Source organism: Neobacillus sp. MER 74, from assembly GCF_023714155.1.
This window is the reverse complement of sequence record NZ_JAMAUV010000033.1, coordinates 1-16,607: the sequence shown is the minus strand read 5'-3', so window position 1 is coordinate 16,607 and position 16,607 is coordinate 1. Positions and strand designations below refer to the sequence as shown.

The following is a 16,607-nucleotide window of genomic DNA, read 5'->3' as shown; positions in this document are numbered from 1 at the left end:
TTTGAACTAAGAAGGGAATTCTCCTTTGAAGGAAATGTTTCTTTAGTAGCCTTTTTCTTCTTCAAGTAACAGGAGAGTTGAACTTAAAATAAGTGTTTCTTGGGTCCGAGGGTAAATCTAGGTTAATCAACAAAAGCTTTTTCTATCCCAGAATAGGAGACGCTGTACGGAGCAAAAAAAAGAAGCCGGCTAAACCAACTTCTTTCTCACTATTTTTAAACTGTCACATTGCTTATTTAACTGCTGATGCTGTTTTTTCCTTCTTTGCTTCTTTATCTTGAATTAATTTTAGAAGATCTAGGAAGTTATTATCACGTGTATAAATTGCTTTTGCCCCATTATCATCGTATTCATAGAAACCTTTATTTGAACGAATACCATGTTCACTTTTTTCGACCATTTCTTTTAAGAATTTAGGAACTTCTCTTGTATTCGATAAATCCTGCTCGATGTTGTATACCATAGCTTGTGTTGTTTGCAGACCTGCTAAATCCTGACTTTCCATTGGTCCGCAAAAAGCCCATTTAAAGCCCATGCTTCCTCTTACAGCGATGTCAATATCTTCTGCCGTACATATTCCCAATTCAATTAAGTTGAAGCATTCCCGTAGAAAAGCTACTTGTATGCGGTTAACGATAAAGCCTTTAATCTCTTTTTTCAGTACCACTGGAGTTTTACCGATTTCCTTCATTAGGTCATAAGTTACTTTTACGACATTTTCATCTGTCTTCTCAAATTTAGCAATTTCTACAATTGGTACAAGTTGTGGAGGGTTAAAGTAGTGTGTAATGATAAATCTTCCTGGATGTTTTGCTCTTTGTGTTAATTCTTTTAATGGGAAAGTTGATGTATTAGATGCAATAATCGTTTTTTCAGAGACAATGCTTTCAATAATCTCGTAAGTATCTAATTTTGTCTCAAGCACTTCTGGAATAGATTCTAAAATAAAATCAGTATCCTGGATCGCTTCAAGTAAATCTGTTGTATATTTAATATTATCCAAAGTCTGCTCCATTTTTTCTTTTGATAGCATTCCTTTATCAACCATAATTTTCAAGCTGTTCGTAATCATTTTTTTTGCTGTTTCCAATGATGTATCGCGTCTAGCTTGAATACGTACAATATATCCTGCTTGTGCAAGTAATTGAGCAACGCCATGACCCATAATACCTGCTCCAAGTACTGTGATGATCTTCATTTAAAAACCCCATTTCGTATTATATTTTCTTCATTTTTCATAATTAGAATAGAAAGTCTATTAAAAATATAAAGCATCTTGCTAATTATTTTTATAATAGTAACTTATTGTGAAAGGAATTTATCAGATAGCTTTCTCTTGGTGTTATGTAAATATATAAAGATTAAACAGAAATATTTTTAATTTCTTCTTCTTGCTTCCAGCCCCTTCAAATGTGTGAATAACAACTGCAGCAACTAGGATAGTTGCAATGGTTACACCAGCTAATATGACAGAAGTATCCATTAAGAAGAATAATTCCAACAATTGATGCTACTGATGAAAGAATCGTATATGTCGCAAATGCACATTCCTGCTTCCAAACTTATCGATTAATGTCATTGAAATTCGATAGGCTCCACCTGCATCAGCGATCAAACGACCAATCATCGCTCCGAAACCTAAGATTAGCGCTATGTGTCCTAAAGTACCGCCAAATCCAGCTTCTACTTAAGTGACTTTGTCATCTAGCGGCATCCCTAATACCAGCGCCACAACAAACGAAACAATAATCAATGAGATGAAAGCGTTTAATTTGAAGCCCGTGATTAAAATAATTAATAGAATAACTCCAAGTGCAACCATTAATAATGGCTTATTCATTGCCCCCCTTTTTTAAATAACCCTAAATCTTCCAATAACTTAAAGAATTCCCTTTGTCTTAAACATTCAGAAAATAAGTATTTTAGATATATGGGAATTTTCTGAATGTTAATATTGTAATTAATAGCTATTGAAATATCTAATAGAATATAATTTATTAAAAGGCGGTTTTTTAAAAATATTTTTTATAGTTGTAAGTCAAAAACGGGATCTATAAGGAGAAAATATTACTGTATTGATTAATAATTCTTATTTAGAAAATTAAGCCATATTAGGAGGAGAAAACAAGATGTTACAAACAGCAACAAAATGTCTCTTGCGAATTTGCCCTTCTCTTTTTCCACAATAAATATATGCTTAAATTGATAAGTATAAGTGATTCCTTTTGAGCTTACAGATTTAAGGTAATTATTAGCTAATTGCAACTTGAGCTCTTTCTCTGTGAAGAACTTTTTAATCATAATTACTCTGTTTCCATGTTTAGTTCGCTGAGTTGTATTTCTTTATTATACAAAAATGTACCCTCTAGGTAGACTTTTTTAAGTACTCTATTAGGGTACATTTTATAGGGAGAACGGCTTTTTTTTTTGGTAAAAAATAAATTTGGAATGATTTAAAAAGAAAGATGTCTTTTTGTTTATTCGTGGTTTTATTTTTATTTCCAACTCCGCTTACCCTTTTTTAATTAAATGTTTTTTAGAACTCACTCAGGACAACGAAGTCTAGTCATCATTCCTATTAAAACATTTCCTTGCAGTAGAATTCACAGCGTATTCATTGTGTTTATATATAAATAAAATCTTGAATTCGGGCGCTAGAAGAAAGATAATTTCGATTAGAATTACATGATCAAAAGATTTAAAATTAAATTAATCGAGATAATATCCCGATATACTTAAATATTAACATTTTTAGATATTGATATTATCTGAAATATACATTAGACGCTGATTACCTTAGCACATTGGCTTACTTTTGGATGCGGTTACATTTGGCTGAGGTAGTCAACGAATACATCTTGCTAAAAGAAAAAGAAGAATTAAAGATTCAATCCAAGAAAGTCATCTCTAAAACTAGACAGTCTCCTCCGCACAGAAAAGTAAGCATTATCTTATAATTTAGGTTGGGTCAGACGCACACTTTTTTAACTCTTTTAAGTGAAGTGGAAAGTTCCACTAACAAATTAGCATTAGCATTAACATAAAACATGTAAGCATTAACGCTATATTTAGAAAATATTAAAATCAAAACCAAGGAGGAATACAAGTAAGGCGAAGCGGGAACAAATGGGCGTTTCTGAGCCAATCTTACGGATTTGTGTTTGATTATATGTTGATCGATAACGGTGGTGTTCTTCCATTTTCTGATCTGATTCATCCAAAAGTGGAAGCAGAAATTGCGTTTTTATTGGTGAAGATATTGAAGGACCTGGAATTACCGGCTCACAAGTGTTAGCTAAAACAGAGTTTGTTTTACCTGCACTTGAAATTATTGACAGCCGTTATGAAAATTTTAACTTTACTCACACAGATGTAATTGCTGATAATGCATCTACATCAAGGGTCGTATTCGGTAATACACTTCGAAAACCAAATGACTTTGAACTTGAATTAGTAGGGGCAATTTTATCGATTAATGGCCAAATTAAAGAATTGGGCGCTGGCGCTGCCGTTTTAGGACATCCTGCCAATGCCATTGCAGTATTGGCAAACATGCTCGCCAGAATAGGAGATAAAATTAAAAAAGGCGAAATCATTTTATCGGGAGCCTTAACAAGTGCAATATTGTTAAAAGTTGGCGACGTTGTTTCAGGTAAATTTGATGGCCTCGGCGAAGTAACTTTCTCTGTTGGTGAATAAATGAGCAATTTTAAAACATATTATAATAGGAAAATATAATTTATGAAGGGGGAATTATCATGCCACTTATTCAAGTAAATATTATGGAAGGCAGACCACCTGAAAAAATAAAAGCAATAATTGAAAATATTACTGATACTGTTGTTGAAACACTAGTTGTACCAAAAACTAGCGTTCGAGTATTGGTAAATGAAATGCCAAAAACACATTGGGGAGTTGCCGGTGTACCGGTTTCTGAAAGAAAATAAACGAATAAGCATGAGTCTAGTAACTGTATTCTAGAAAATTGACAAACTATTGTTGTTTTTATAAGGTGATTTTTCACAACCCCTAGAAATAAAAAATTATAACTTCCTATATTTTTTGAAAGGGAGTTCAGACTGTCGACAAATTCGAAAATATTCGGGTTTGTCGATAAACCTGAGGTACTGACATCCCCTTAAGGGAGGTTCGCTACACCTCTTCTTGTTATTCACTCATATTGTTATGATTAGCCATAGTAGAAATAGATTTAAAGGCATACCTATTCATCTTGTTGAATTGGTATTTTTTATATCTGTCTGATTTAAATGTTACATTAACGAATTTTTTTATCATGATAATCCATTGTTTTCAGGTCTATTTTCCAGGTGCAAACTCTTATAAAAACATTGCAGACATCGGTAAAGGGAAGCTTTTCATTTTAATGGAGGAAAATAAAAAATGACAGTATCTGAACTCATTGAAAAACTAGAGAAATTGGATATTCAAGATGCACAGATAGTGCTTAAAGATTCATCAGATGAATATTTAGACATAGGAGAAATTGAAAGTATTTTAGGATTCTATTATGTAATTCATCCAGTTTCAACAAAAAGGAGCCAGGAGGAAAAGTAACGGGTTCTCTTTTCGTAGGGAAGGTAACTTTTTTAGCATTAAATAACACTGTAATAAACAATATTTTAGCCTAAGAAAAAGGCAACTTAATGAAGTGCTCCCCTTAAGTTGGACTAATAATCCAACTTAAGGGGTTTTTTAAGATGGTAAAGTTTTCAAGTGATTTTAGAAAATTGATTGTATCAGAGTTGGTTAGTCGATCTAGAAGGACTGCGGTCATTTTTTTAGCTCCAAATATAGACGTCCATTCCGTAAATTCTAGATTCGTAGTTATCATAAAGTATCATTTTTAAGATATTTGCTAACAGTGTTACGTGAAATCCCAAGTTTTGCCCCAATTTGCCTTTGCGATAAACCTTCAACCTCTTTTAAGAATTTGTTCTTTTAATTATCCCTCTTAAATCATCTCTTTGCACGCGAATTAACAGCGTATTCATAATGATTATATATAAATATAATCTTGAATTCAGGCACTAAAAGTAAGAATATATCGATTAGATTTTCACAAAAAAAAGATTTAAAATCAAATCAATTAAGATAATATTCTGATATTTTAAGTGTCAATATGTTCAGATATTATCTGGAGAAATGCATTAAACACTGTTTACCTAAGCACACTGAGTTAAGTTTTGGATGCGATTACATTTAGCTGAGGTATCCGGATAGATGCTAGTTTTTGTGCAATGGATAGTTGCGCGACAAAAAGGAAACAGACCATTTTTACAAGGAAAGGAGGAGATTTTAGCTTGTCGAGTCAATCACAAGCCTATCTATTGGAAAGGAGAGTAGCCGTTGTAACAGGTTCCTCACCGGAAATTGGAAAGCGATTGCAATTGGTTTATCAAAAGCAGGTGCGACTGTATTGGTTACAGTAGAGGGGGAACTGCTGAATGAGATCAGAAAGAGAGATACGGGTTGGTAGATCGCTATATTAACATCATTCCAAAAGGAAGAGGTGGCGGATGCCATCGTATTCTTGCTTCCGATAAGGCAACTTTTATTACGGGCCAAGTGATTAGTGTAAATGGCGGAAGCACGATGCAATAAAAATGATTTTAATGTTTCTATAACCTCTTTCAGAACTGACGCAGATGATGAGCAGGTTTACAAAAAAACTTATTTTGGGGGAGAGCCAATGAGCAATTATCTTAAGGATGATCAACAGAAGTGTTCATTTAAAGTAAATCGTGAAGTTTTTATTAATCCGAAAATTTTAGAAAGCGAACGCAATGAAATTTTTGATAAATGCTGGTTATATATCGGGCATGAATCAGAAGTACCGAATAAAGGCGATTTTCATAGAAGAAAAGTTGGTGGACGAAACCTTTTATTTACCCGCGGTAGTGATGGGGTAATAAGGGCATTATATAATTCCTGTCCACACCGGGGTGCGCTCGTATGCCGTGAAGGAAAAGGAAACTCAAAAGTATTCCGCTGCTTCTATCATGCGTGGAGCTTTAATACGCAAGGGGAATTAGTCGGATTACCTGATAAATTCGGTTTCTTGGAAGACCATAACTGCGATGGTTCCAAAAATATGCTGGCTGTCAAACGACTTGAAAGTTACCGTGGTTTCGTATTCGTTAACTTTGATGACAACGCCATATCGTTAGAGGAATACCTGGCAGGTGCCAAAGAGTATCTCGACTTGGTGGCAGATCAAACAGAAGTTGGAATGGAAGTTTTGCAGGATCCCCAAGAATATAGCGTACGAGCGAACTGGAAATTACTTTGTGAAAATAGTTTTGATTTATACCACGGGGTACCAACCCATAAAACCTATTTTGATATTGTTGCGACCCGCGGCGGAATAATGGAAAAAGACAGTCTTGCAGGGCAAGCGCGCGCTCTGGGGAATGGACATGCCGTAATGGAATATTATGCCCCGTGGCCAAGACCAATCGGAAAATGGATTGAAGGTTACGGTGAAGAAGCGAAAGAAATTATCGATAAAATCAATGCCCGCTTAGTAGAAAAATTTGGCGAAGAAAGAGCCCACCGCATTTCGAAAAAGAACCGTAATATTCTAATTTTCCCTAACCTGGTCATCAATGATATCATGGCGATTGCAATCAGAACCTTTTATCCGCTTGAACCGGGTTATATGCAAGTAACCGCCTATGCTTTATCTCCTATAAATGAAACAGACGGTTTCAGAGAGGTACGGAATGACAGCTACTTAGAGTTTTTAGGGCCAGGCGGTTTTGCGACTCCTGATGATAATGAAGCACTTGAACTATGCCAGGAAGGCTTTTTAAATACTAAAGAAGTCGGATGGAATGATATTTCCAAAGGAATGAACAGGGAAATTCCCCAAGCGACGGATGAAGAACAAATGCGTGCCTTTTGGCGTGAATGGGATAAACGGATGACAGCAGCAGAAAACAAAAAAGAAGAAGCTGGGAAGGTGGAAGTATGAACATAACACGTCAGGAAATTGAAGATTTTTTATTTCATGAGGCGGAGCTTCTTGATGAGTTTAAGTTAAAGGAGTGGGCTGCATTATTCGCAAGCAATGGAACGTATGTGATTCCGCCCATCGGAAATCCTGATGCGGATTTTAAAAAATCGCTTTTCTTTGTTCATGATGATCGTCCCCGTTTAGAACAGCGGGCGTTACGATTACTGAAAAGAGAAGCCCATGTAGAATACCCGCACTCCACAACTCTTCACAATGTGACAAATGTAAGAATCGTTAATAATGAAGAGGATGCCGTAAAAGTCAGATGCAATTTCTCTACTTACCGTACGAAACGTGAAGTAATGGACAATTATGTCGGGGTCAACGTATACATCTTTGTAAAAGAAAATGGTGAATTAAAGATTCAATCCAAGAAAGTCATTCTCAAATTGGACAGTCTCCGCCCGCACGGAAAAGTAAGTATTATTTTATAATATGAAGTCAGATTTTGATTTGGTTCATACGAATTAACACATTAACGCGGTTAAGCTATGAGGGTCAGACCCTCTACTATAATATAGGAGGTTTTTGAATGATTCGTTATAAAAAGTTGGGATATGTTGTGTTAAGCGTGACTGATCTTAATAAATCGGTAGATTTTTATGAAAATATTGTTGGTTTGGAATTTGTTGAACGGGTTCTTGATGCGGCATACCTTCGATGCAGCGGGGACCATCACAATTTAATCCTTGAACAAGGAGAAGAACCTGGGTTAAAAAGAGTAGCATTTGAGCTTGAAAAGGCAGACCAATTTCAAGCAGTGTTTGACCATTTAACGAAACAAGGTGTAAATCCTGTCGAATTAAGCGCAGAGGAGTGCCAAAATTTGGCCCAAGGTAGAACATTGCGTTTTAAAGATCCATATTTAGGGGTAACGTATGAATTCTATGTGCAAATTATGCAAATGGGTACACCGTTTGTTCCTAAGAAGGCCAGAATTACGAGACTTCTTCATGTCGTTTATGAAACTAATAAATTTGACGAATTATTTGATTTCTTTACGAATGTTTTGAACTTCAACATTTCTGATATCCAAGGAAGGGAAACTGGATGGGCCTGGTTAAGGGCAGCTGGAACTCCATTTCACCATAATTTTGCCCTGACAAAAGGAAAAGAAAATAAATTGAATCACCTTGCTTATCAAGCTCAACGTGTAGATGATGTGGGGATTCAAGTTAATAGATTAAAGGATAACAATGTTCCGATTCTATTTGGGCCAGGAAAACATCACCCATCGGGCAGCATTTTCCTTTATTTTGCGGATCCTGACGGCTTAACGATTGAGTATAGTCAAGGAATGGAAGAATTTCCGGAGGAAAATCCAAGAGAGCCTCGCCGTCTAGAACCAACCATGCATACCCTTGATGAATGGGGAGGAAGACCTAAACCAGGATGGGGAAAAGTTGGTAAATTGATAAAGGAAGACCTGGAAAAAGTTAATCAATAATCAATCAACAATTATCCTTTAAGGAGGCAGAATCGTGTCAAAAGGTGAGAATTTCCGTGTTGACTTTCACACCCATATTATTCCTGAGAATTTTCCTGATTTTGCGGAAAAATATGCGGATGATCGTTTTCCGATTTTAAAGCATACGTGCAGCTGTGGAGCTGAAATTTACAAAGATGGAAAGTCATTCCGAAAAGTTGACGAGAATGCCTGGAATCCTGAAAAACGCATCGCTGAAATGGATGCAGAAGGTGTCAATGTCCAAGTTTTATCTCCGATTCCGGTTACGTTTACATATTGGGCAGATGTAGAAAAGTGTTTAGAGCTGTCGAAAGCACAAAATGATTTTATAGCTTCGGTAGTAGCCCAATATCCTGATCGTTTTGTCGGCCTTGGAACGGTACCTTTGCAGAATTCGGATTTGGCGATTGCAGAAATGGAAAGAGCAGTTAACGAGCTGGGGCTGATTGGGATTGAAATTGGCAGCAACGCCAATGGAAAAAACCTCGATGATCCGGAGATTCAAAGATTTCTGAAAGCAGCGGCAAAAATGGATGTACCCATTTTAGTTCATCCATGGGCCACGGTCGGAGTAGAGAGAATGCCAAACCATAACTTTATGTATTCGATCGGAATGCCGTCCGAAACAGCTCTTGCGGCAGGAAGCCTAATCTTCAGCGGTATTCTTGATAAATTTCCAAAATTAAAAATCTGCTTTGCTCATGGCGGAGGGTCCCTGCCGTATTTATTACCGCGAATCGACCAAGCCTGGGAAGTATGGCCGCATATCCGCACAACGGAACAGCCGCCAAGCTATTATGCGAAGAAACTCTATTACGATACGCTCGTTTACGATCCGTGCAATCTCCAATTTATGCTTAGAAAATTTGGTGCTGATCATATTATCATGGGTACAGATTATCCATTCATGTTGCGGGAAGCACCGCCGGGAAAAATAGTTGAAATGTTGGAAAATATTTCGGATGTGGAAAAGAAACAAATGCTTGGAGAAAATGCGATTAAGTTTCTTGGATTAAATAAAGAGAGTTTTATTAAAGAATCGGAATAAGGCCAAATAAAAGAACATTCTATTTTGATAGGAATGTTCTTTTATCTTGACCTATAGGTTCTATAGATCAGGAAATATCTGTTATTTGTTCTGTTCTTACTTGAAACAATATGTATGAAGGTATTCGTAAGATAAAAATGTAGTTAAATTAAATTATGAGGAGATGAGTAATAATAAATATTAATATTAAATATAAAAATATCATTTTTGTATTTTTAATGGCTTTTAGTATGTCCTTTTTTATTTCATTAATATTAATCTTAATAAATAGGGGTTATAATGGAACATTTTTACATGTGTGGTTAAAAACTTGGTCACAGGCTTTTATTTGCGCTTATTTTGGAGCTTACTTTTTTCCGAAAGTAATACAAAAAATAATGAAAAAGATTAATTTTGTAGAAAAACCATTAATAATTGAGAATGATAGTTTAGTGAGAGAACAAAACGATTTATAATATAATTTATAGCAAAGTACAAAGTCCAAAGTCATTATAGAAAAAGCTTAACAAAGAAGATTGAAAACGAACTAACTCAAACAAATAATTTAAATGTTAAGACTGTCGAGATATATCTGTCGGTCTTTTGATTTTTTATAAGTTTGTGTAACATTTAATAACCTTATGAATATAATTAAAATCTTGAATTGAGGCGCAAAAACAAAGATTATTTCGTTAGAAATCCACTGAAACGGTACTATTGCAGGATGCCGATTTGGCAATTACAGAAATGGAAAGAGTTATAAAAGAGCTTGGGCTGATTGGTATTGAAATCAGTAGCAATGCAAACGGCAAAAGTCTTGATGATCTGCGAGAAGCACCACCAGGAAATTTAGTCTAAATGTTAGAAAACGTGTTGGATGAGGAAAAGAAAAAATGCTTGGAGAAAATGCTTAGAGTTTCTGGGGTTAAATAAAGCCACAGTGTTTTTAAAGAAACAGTGTTATTAAAGAAACAGTATAGATTTATAACAAAGGACATTTCTGTTTAAATGGCATGTCCTTTGTTCTTACTAATCATAGCTTATACCTATTTAAATAGATTTTAAATTTTTTAAAATAGCTTCTAAAGTATGAAGAAACAGAAGAATCCTTTCTAATTTTGGAGAATCCTTTTTATATATTCCAGCAACATTATAAGAGAGATCTTTAAATTCAGCAAAAGGGACGGTACATAAATCTTTATTGTGTTTATTTGTGTGATTAGCTAGAATTAGTTCTGGTACGACACTAAAACCCCAGTTATTTTTAATCATCGATATTACCATTTCGAATCCGCCAACTTCAATTCGTTTTAGATTTCTTACTCCGATTAATCTTTCATCAATTTTTCTCCATAAGGCTGTTTCCCTACGATAGCAAATCATCGTTTGGTCAATAAGATCGTCTTTTAAAATTTCAGCTTTTCCAACTAATGGATGGTCTTTTCCAACAATAAAAACAAGTTTTTCATGAAAAATATATTCTGATTCTAGATTTGTAAATGGGATTACATCTCTTACAAGCCCTAAATCGATTGACCCATCTTTAATCATCTTAGAAACTTCTACAGAGTCCGCTGCTTCCACTAGTTCAAAAGAAAACTCACTTGTTCTGCGCAGATGTGATAAAACCTCTAAGACAATTGAAACTGAGATGGCAGGTGATAATCCGATGGTAATTGTTGGGATTTTAATGCCTTCAATCACCTGTCTTGCTTCTTTTACATAGTTTAATATTTTACGTGCATATGGAAGGAGGGCAGTGCCTTCCTTAGTCAATAGGATTTTTTTTCCCTCTCGGTAAAATAATTTACAGTCCAGCTCATTTTCTAATTTTTGAATTCTTGCCGTTACCGCGGGCTGTGTTAAATTCAAGTGCTCTGCTGTACGCGAATAATTATTTAACTCAAAAACAGTAATAAAGGTTAAAAGTTGTTCATCATCCATAACATCACTTCCTTATTTAAAAAAATGAGCTCCTTTTATATTATGATATCAAAAAAAACATTCCGTGCGGCTGAATTAATGCGCTTTCATTTTTATGTAAAAATTACAACTAACCAATAATTTAAACTAATTATAGATTTTAATGATGTTTAATTCTAATCAATAAAATCTTTTTTTTATGGCTGAAATCCAAAAAAATTTTTATATTACCGGGGCTTCAATAAATTGTGTAGGCGTTTGCATAGAAAAAATATTTTTCCAAAAGTTCCAACAATATATATTAAATTTGCCTATCAATAAAATTTACTATTTTTTCAAGAAGCGCAGTCTGAAAATCAACGGTGTTTTTTAATTTAATAACCTTTTAATGTTTTTACAATGGGATATTTTCCCTTCAAAGGGTAAAAGGTATGATAAAATAAAACTAATGGATTTAACATATATACTAGTGATTTAAATAGAAAAATACTTGTGATTATATCTTTATCAAACTCATCTGAGTTTGATTTTGAGAGGATTCTCCTGATTTCATAAACATCAATTAATTTACATTTAAGGCGTCCAGTCTTCAAAACTGCTTGAGACCTGCGTGCCAGGTCTGGTGGGTTCGATTCCCACGCAGTCCCGCCAAACTTCTTACTCCCGCAAGGGGTTGACGATGATTTACTCGGTGATTGTTGCCGTTGATTGATCCGTTAACTTACACAGTTTCCACCCAGTCTCGACGCAAGACTGTGAAAGACTTTCGGTTAAGACTGTTTTAATAGTTGCCTAAAACTGTTCGTCCTCTTACGCTATTTATTTTGCGGAAGGGGATTTTTATTTATGATGCGGAAAGGTTTACAACGAAGAGTTAAGCGTGCTGTACCGGTTGAAATTACATTAAATATTACGGAAATGTTTGAGGAGTTTATGCTCGTAAAGAAGGGCGAAGGACTGGCGAAACGCACGATTCAAGAACACTATAATAATTTCGGATATTTTAAGACTTATATCGAAAAAGAACTATCCGCGGATGAAATGACTACCGAAATATTTGTCGGATGGATTACGTATATGATCGAAGAAATGAATTACACTCCAGGCACGGTTAATATTCGGGTCAGGACTATGCGTGCTTTCTTACGTTATTGTTACGAGGATAAGGCGTGGATTCATGAGCCAATACCTAAACGCTTTAAGCCGATTAAGGCGCCTATAGATGTCGTTGAGGCGTTTACTGTAGAAGAATATCGACGACTGATTGCGGCCATAGATGACGAAACTTATGTCGGATTTAGGACAAAGGTAATGAGCCGACTCGCGTCTTTGTGTCCGCAGCTTCCAGGCGAATAGACATTGTCTTAAAGTCGATATTCTGCCGCTTTATATCTACTAGTTCGCAGACGCGCACCATCGTATCGAGTAAGAAGCAGCTGGTATAACGCTTGTTTATCTTCCTCGTATAATTCAGTTATTAAAATGTCCTTTTGGTAATGTTTACTCTGCCGATCCTTTTCGGCAACCCGCCAAAAGGTCTTAAGTCCTCTAGATTTGAAAAGGGATAATTCCGGTAAGAGAAAGTTATTACGAATGTATTTCACCATCGCCTCTACGTGACCTTTCTCATTGCCACTGGCAGGGTTACAAAATTCAGGTTCAAAACCGTAATGGAATACGAAATTCCTCTGTTAGTTCTCTTTCTCCATTTGGTAGTACCTTCTTTACAGCTGGGCAAGGTTATCAAATCGAATCGCCTTCGGCACACCACCCAATATAATAAAAAATTCGCTTGAACCCTTCTAAGAAACATTCTCTGTTTTGTGAAAAAAAGACCTGAAAATAAAAGGCATTGCTATTTGGGAATGATAGAGCTAGAAATGGTAGATATCTTGGATCGTCTTATACATCGGGCTGAAATCGTTAACTTCAATGATTCGAGTTACAGAATGAAACACCGAGAAACGATTTATAAAGAAGAAAGTGTTCAAAATTAAATTAGCAAATTTGTTCAAATGTACTTGACACTTACAGAGGGCAGATTTTGTGCCTATATACCATACAATTACTGAAGGTTTAACTGCAAAAACCGAATATAAGGTGGTTGGAACGGGATATTCCAATAAAAAAGAACGAGTTTATGTTGAAGCACGGACCACTTAATCATCATCTGATTCAGATAGGGAAAAGGTAGTAACTAAAATTGACAAAATCATCCGGGAGTTGCTTCAATCTGATGAAGCAAAAAAAGTGATTAAAGAGGATATATATGAAATTGTTATTTTAAGTAAAGATAAAAAGAAATTGAAAACTATTAAAAATTAAGATAACGATAAACACCTTGTTTGAATGTAAAAAGATATTAATATCTATAACAATAAGGAGGATTCCTTTATGCTCAAAACAAACCGTTGTTTACTTGTTAAATTGCACCCAAGTGATTACGAAAATATAAAAAAATTATATATTAATGATGAAGTCAGAAAGTACCTTGGAGGAACACTTAATGAAGTTGCTTTTAAAGAAAGCTTTTCAAGGATACTACAAGCTTTAAATATTTCTTTATTTTGGATAATTACTGAAAGGTTTACGAATGAGTTTATCGGGTTAATTTCTTTAAATATTCACCACGATGGTATTTCAACTGAAGTTTCTTATCAATTACTACCGGAATGGTGGGGCAAAGGGTATGGGACAGAAATTGTTAAAGAGATTCTTAATTATGCTTTTTATGAGCTAAATCTACCAGAAGTTGTGGCTGAAACACAATCTGCTAATAAAGCTTCTTGTAAGCTTTTAGAAAAGCTAGGGATGAATTTAAAACAAATTGTTCAAAGGTTTGGAGCAGAACAATCCATTTATTGTATTGAAAAGTCTAATAACGTAACTAACTGAAGCTCTACACTAAGAAGATATGCTACTTGGTGTTTTCTTTAATACAGAATGATGAAGTGGAAGAGCAATAATTAAAAGGTTAGTGTCGAGGGTTGCTGACCATAGTCTTATTAAACAATAAATAAGATATGCAAAAGTTGCTGTTTAAATTGGTGCAATTATTGAAGAGAAGTCTTCTCATAAACAGGTATACCATAAAAGCAATTAAATCAAGAGGTGACATATACGATATCAATGGAAATCAGTGAGGCTTAAGAATTTTTTAACAATGGTACATATATATTGTAAAGAAATAAATGTTAATGTTGAACTTGTGGGAAAAAGTTCCAAGAATGTACTTTAAGGAGGAATTAGTATGTTCATAGGCCACTATTCAGTAAGCTATGTTATCAAAAAGAAAGAACTGGGGCTGCCTTTATGGCATTTATTTTTAGCTACCCAATTGATGGACATTATTTGGTGTATATTTATTTTTTGGGGGATTGAAAAGGCAGATACTAACAGCGGTTTACCCGGCAGTCATATTCACCTTGAGTATATGCCATATACACATAGCTTAATTGGATCGTTAATTTTGTCTGCCTTAATGGTAGTTTTTTATCGTATTTTACCTTCAAATAAATATAAAGCTAATTTAAACCGAAAGTCACTGCTTATGGGAATTGCAGTTTTTTCCCATTGGGTATTAGATTTAATCGTCCACTATAAGGATCTCCCGATTATTGGGAATTCCTTTAAAGTGGGCTTTGGTTTATATTCAAGTGCTTTTTGGAGTTTTACCTTGGAATCCATTTTATTGGGGGTAGGGATGCTTATTTATTATTATTCTACCAATCTCAAGAAAAAATACGGGACTCTAACATTTTATTTGTTTTTGCTGATTATAAATGCCAATACCGTTTGGGGACCAGTTGCACCTAATGAGAAAATTGCAGCCACTTTCCTTTTCATATGTTATTTGTTATTTGCCTTAATTACTTTATTAATGGAAAAAGTGGGTAAAAACAAGGTTGCAAACAACGATATCAGTAATTTTTAAACTGTTATTATATAAACATCAATATCAAACATTTTTGCTAACATAACAAAACCATCTCACTAAACAATGGTGAAATGGTTTGTTATGTTATATTTTATGATTTTTCCGGAATTCTGAAATTGTACAACCGAAATTTTTCTTAAAAACCCTTTCGAAAGTATTTAGACTTCCAAAACCCACTTCATAACATATAGTGGTGATATCTAATTTGGATGTAAGTAACAGGTTTAATGCTTTTTCAATTCTAATATTTAATAAAAAGTTACTAGGGGTGCAGCCAACAATATCTTTAAAGGTCCTAATAAGATAGAATTTACTAAGGTTTGATATCGATGACAGCTCATCCAGTGAAATATCATTTTGGTAGTTTTCGTAAATATATCCAATAATATTTTTAATAATTGGATGTTGATTAATAATAACTTCTTTTTTCCATTGATCACTATGAGAACCTTCTTGAATTGATAAAAATGTTTCTGCCAGTTCCCATTCAAGTTCTTCCATTCTAGCGGAGTAATCCTCATGAAAAAGGTTAGTTCTAACAATTTTATCAGCTACTTTAATTAACTTCTCTGAAGAGTCCTCGTTATAAATTGAAAAATCGATACCACTCGTACCTTGATTTAAACGTGAAAAAATAATTGTGTCAATTAAACTTCTTTTTATATTTATTAGTAAAATACGACTTTCACTTTCTTTGGTAAAATGTATATGTTTCTCACCTGGCATAGTAATCATTCGAGTGTTTTTATTTAGCTGGTTTGAAATATTATTTAAGTCTAAGCTGGGAGTACCAGAGATTGGAATTGTAATTTGATAATCATCACCATGATCATGTTCGACTGGATCTGATGAATGAGGATCTAAATGAGTCATCATTAATTTTGTATTTTTCAGTTTTAAGTTTAGATATCTCATATTTCACCTCGCTCAGCTAATTTTATACCCTTATTATATATAAGTATATAAAATGGAAATTTATGTTTCAATATGTATATGGTCAAATATGGAAAATGTTAAATGCGAAGAAAAAAGAAGCAGGTATGTCCTAAGGACAAATAATATATAAATTAGTAATTTGCTCAAAAGTTGCTTTGTAAGCCCGAATTATAAAAAAGACGTACCTTCCGGTACGCATTTCAAATAGCCGTAAATTCCGATTTTTTTAATCGAATTACGGCTTATTTCATATTTATTCTGCATTCTGCCTTAATCATTT

The 16,607-nt window shown here is 34.5% G+C and carries 18 protein-coding genes and 4 pseudogenes; 14 read left to right on the top strand and 8 right to left on the bottom strand.

What is annotated here, in order from left to right; translation table 11 throughout:
* Nucleotides 1-232 precede the first annotated feature (232 nt).
* The 3 genes and pseudogenes from M3610_RS25770 to M3610_RS25760 form a co-directional block, all read right to left on the bottom strand.
* Nucleotides 233-1,198 carry a 3-hydroxyacyl-CoA dehydrogenase family protein gene (locus tag M3610_RS25770; protein ID WP_251463369.1) on the bottom strand — a complete coding sequence of 322 codons (966 nt, stop codon included), beginning with the start codon at nt 1,196-1,198 and terminating at the stop codon, nt 233-235.
* Between the two features lie 345 nt (nt 1,199-1,543).
* Nucleotides 1,544-1,840, bottom strand: a pseudogene (locus M3610_RS25765) (GntT/GntP/DsdX family permease); the annotation flags it as partial.
* Nucleotides 1,841-2,148: 308 nt separating this feature from the next.
* Nucleotides 2,149-2,301 (bottom strand): annotated as a pseudogene (locus tag M3610_RS25760) (IS3 family transposase); the annotation flags it as partial.
* An 801-nt stretch (nt 2,302-3,102) separates the two neighbouring features.
* Here M3610_RS25760 and M3610_RS25755 point away from each other — a divergent pair.
* The 3 genes and pseudogenes from M3610_RS25755 to M3610_RS25745 all read left to right on the top strand — a co-directional run.
* Nucleotides 3,103-3,699, top strand: a pseudogene (locus tag M3610_RS25755) (2-keto-4-pentenoate hydratase); the annotation flags it as partial.
* A 59-nt stretch (nt 3,700-3,758) separates the two neighbouring features.
* The gene (locus M3610_RS25750) at nt 3,759-3,947 is read left to right on the top strand and encodes a 4-oxalocrotonate tautomerase (protein WP_088086566.1); all 189 of its coding nucleotides are present in this window, start codon (nt 3,759-3,761) and stop codon (nt 3,945-3,947) included.
* Between the two features lie 454 nt (nt 3,948-4,401).
* The gene (locus tag M3610_RS25745; RefSeq protein WP_155928745.1) at nt 4,402-4,575 is read left to right on the top strand and encodes a hypothetical protein; all 174 of its coding nucleotides are present in this window, start codon (nt 4,402-4,404) and stop codon (nt 4,573-4,575) included.
* Between the two features lie 103 nt (nt 4,576-4,678).
* On the opposite strand, the gene M3610_RS28170 is transcribed toward M3610_RS25745, so the two are convergent.
* Both M3610_RS28170 and M3610_RS25735 read right to left on the bottom strand, forming a co-directional pair.
* Entirely contained in the window at nt 4,679-4,852 is a 174-nt protein-coding gene (locus M3610_RS28170) for an ATP-binding protein (protein ID WP_285851486.1), read from the bottom strand.
* Nucleotides 4,849-4,935: pseudogene (locus M3610_RS25735) on the bottom strand (helix-turn-helix domain-containing protein); the annotation flags it as partial. The pseudogene M3610_RS25735 and the gene M3610_RS28170, both read right to left, overlap by 4 nt.
* A 386-nt stretch (nt 4,936-5,321) precedes the next feature.
* Between M3610_RS25735 and M3610_RS28165 the strand changes: the two are divergent.
* From M3610_RS28165 to M3610_RS25705, 8 genes are all read left to right on the top strand, one after another.
* A complete protein-coding gene (locus M3610_RS28165; RefSeq protein WP_285851485.1) occupies nt 5,322-5,450 on the top strand; it encodes a hypothetical protein in 129 nt (42 codons plus the stop codon).
* Between the two features lie 40 nt (nt 5,451-5,490).
* Complete coding sequence (locus tag M3610_RS28160; protein ID WP_285851484.1) at nt 5,491-5,622, top strand: hypothetical protein; 132 nt, start codon at nt 5,491-5,493, stop codon at nt 5,620-5,622.
* An 88-nt stretch (nt 5,623-5,710) separates the two neighbouring features.
* On the top strand, nt 5,711-6,994 hold the full coding sequence (locus M3610_RS25730; RefSeq protein ID WP_251463368.1) for an aromatic ring-hydroxylating oxygenase subunit alpha: 1,284 nt from the start codon (nt 5,711-5,713) through the stop codon (nt 6,992-6,994).
* Complete coding sequence (locus M3610_RS25725) at nt 6,991-7,470, top strand: aromatic-ring-hydroxylating dioxygenase subunit beta (protein ID WP_251463367.1); 480 nt, start codon at nt 6,991-6,993, stop codon at nt 7,468-7,470. The genes M3610_RS25730 and M3610_RS25725 overlap by 4 nt, the downstream gene beginning before the upstream one ends.
* A gap of 98 nt (nt 7,471-7,568) precedes the next feature.
* Nucleotides 7,569-8,483 (top strand): VOC family protein, encoded by a 915-nt coding sequence (locus M3610_RS25720; protein WP_088086571.1) that lies wholly within the window; start codon nt 7,569-7,571, stop codon nt 8,481-8,483.
* 34 nt (nt 8,484-8,517) lie between these two features.
* Entirely contained in the window at nt 8,518-9,552 is a 1,035-nt protein-coding gene (locus M3610_RS25715) for an amidohydrolase family protein (protein ID WP_251463366.1), read from the top strand.
* A gap of 170 nt (nt 9,553-9,722) precedes the next feature.
* Nucleotides 9,723-10,007, top strand: coding sequence for a DUF2798 domain-containing protein (locus tag M3610_RS25710; RefSeq protein WP_483870118.1), 285 nt, complete (start codon nt 9,723-9,725; stop codon nt 10,005-10,007).
* A gap of 256 nt (nt 10,008-10,263) precedes the next feature.
* Complete coding sequence (locus M3610_RS25705; RefSeq protein WP_311315859.1) at nt 10,264-10,389, top strand: hypothetical protein; 126 nt, start codon at nt 10,264-10,266, stop codon at nt 10,387-10,389.
* 192 nt (nt 10,390-10,581) lie between these two features.
* Here the strand turns inward: M3610_RS25705 and M3610_RS25700 are convergent, their stop codons facing one another.
* Nucleotides 10,582-11,475: a LysR family transcriptional regulator gene (locus M3610_RS25700; protein WP_251463364.1), complete on the bottom strand. Its 894-nt coding sequence runs from the start codon at nt 11,473-11,475 to the stop codon at nt 10,582-10,584.
* An 825-nt stretch (nt 11,476-12,300) separates the two neighbouring features.
* On the opposite strand from M3610_RS25700, the gene M3610_RS25695 reads away from it, so the two are divergent.
* Nucleotides 12,301-12,810: a tyrosine-type recombinase/integrase gene (locus M3610_RS25695; protein ID WP_251463363.1), complete on the top strand. Its 510-nt coding sequence runs from the start codon at nt 12,301-12,303 to the stop codon at nt 12,808-12,810.
* An 8-nt stretch (nt 12,811-12,818) separates the two neighbouring features.
* Here M3610_RS25695 and M3610_RS28545 read toward each other — a convergent pair whose 3' ends face one another.
* A complete protein-coding gene (locus M3610_RS28545) occupies nt 12,819-13,061 on the bottom strand; it encodes a hypothetical protein (RefSeq protein ID WP_396953673.1) in 243 nt (80 codons plus the stop codon).
* 787 nt (nt 13,062-13,848) lie between these two features.
* On the opposite strand from M3610_RS28545, the gene M3610_RS25680 reads away from it, so the two are divergent.
* The gene (locus M3610_RS25680; protein WP_251463362.1) at nt 13,849-14,349 is read left to right on the top strand and encodes a GNAT family N-acetyltransferase; all 501 of its coding nucleotides are present in this window, start codon (nt 13,849-13,851) and stop codon (nt 14,347-14,349) included.
* Between the two features lie 355 nt (nt 14,350-14,704).
* Complete coding sequence (locus M3610_RS25675; protein WP_251463361.1) at nt 14,705-15,388, top strand: hypothetical protein; 684 nt, start codon at nt 14,705-14,707, stop codon at nt 15,386-15,388.
* Between the two features lie 87 nt (nt 15,389-15,475).
* On the opposite strand, the gene M3610_RS25670 is transcribed toward M3610_RS25675, so the two are convergent.
* On the bottom strand, nt 15,476-16,306 hold the full coding sequence (locus M3610_RS25670; protein ID WP_251463360.1) for a helix-turn-helix domain-containing protein: 831 nt from the start codon (nt 16,304-16,306) through the stop codon (nt 15,476-15,478).
* Nucleotides 16,307-16,607: the final 301 nt, after the last annotated feature.

Excerpts from the sequence above, each read along its gene's own strand:
- M3610_RS25770 (WP_251463369.1), bottom strand. The coding sequence starts at position 1,198 with ATGAAGATCATCACAGTACTTGGAGCAGGTATTATGGGTCATGGCGTT.
- M3610_RS25750 (WP_088086566.1), top strand. The coding sequence starts at position 3,759 with ATGCCACTTATTCAAGTAAATATTATGGAAGGCAGACCACCTGAAAAA.
- M3610_RS25745 (WP_155928745.1), top strand. The coding sequence starts at position 4,402 with ATGACAGTATCTGAACTCATTGAAAAACTAGAGAAATTGGATATTCAA.
- M3610_RS28170 (WP_285851486.1), bottom strand. The coding sequence starts at position 4,852 with ATGATAACTACGAATCTAGAATTTACGGAATGGACGTCTATATTTGGA.
- M3610_RS25730 (WP_251463368.1), top strand. The coding sequence starts at position 5,711 with ATGAGCAATTATCTTAAGGATGATCAACAGAAGTGTTCATTTAAAGTA.
- M3610_RS25725 (WP_251463367.1), top strand. The coding sequence starts at position 6,991 with ATGAACATAACACGTCAGGAAATTGAAGATTTTTTATTTCATGAGGCG.
- M3610_RS25720 (WP_088086571.1), top strand. The coding sequence starts at position 7,569 with ATGATTCGTTATAAAAAGTTGGGATATGTTGTGTTAAGCGTGACTGAT.
- M3610_RS25700 (WP_251463364.1), bottom strand. The coding sequence starts at position 11,475 with ATGGATGATGAACAACTTTTAACCTTTATTACTGTTTTTGAGTTAAAT.
- M3610_RS25695 (WP_251463363.1), top strand. The coding sequence starts at position 12,301 with ATGATGCGGAAAGGTTTACAACGAAGAGTTAAGCGTGCTGTACCGGTT.
- M3610_RS28545 (WP_396953673.1), bottom strand. The coding sequence starts at position 13,061 with ATGGTGAAATACATTCGTAATAACTTTCTCTTACCGGAATTATCCCTT.
- M3610_RS25680 (WP_251463362.1), top strand. The coding sequence starts at position 13,849 with ATGCTCAAAACAAACCGTTGTTTACTTGTTAAATTGCACCCAAGTGAT.
- M3610_RS25675 (WP_251463361.1), top strand. The coding sequence starts at position 14,705 with ATGTTCATAGGCCACTATTCAGTAAGCTATGTTATCAAAAAGAAAGAA.
- M3610_RS25670 (WP_251463360.1), bottom strand. The coding sequence starts at position 16,306 with ATGAGATATCTAAACTTAAAACTGAAAAATACAAAATTAATGATGACT.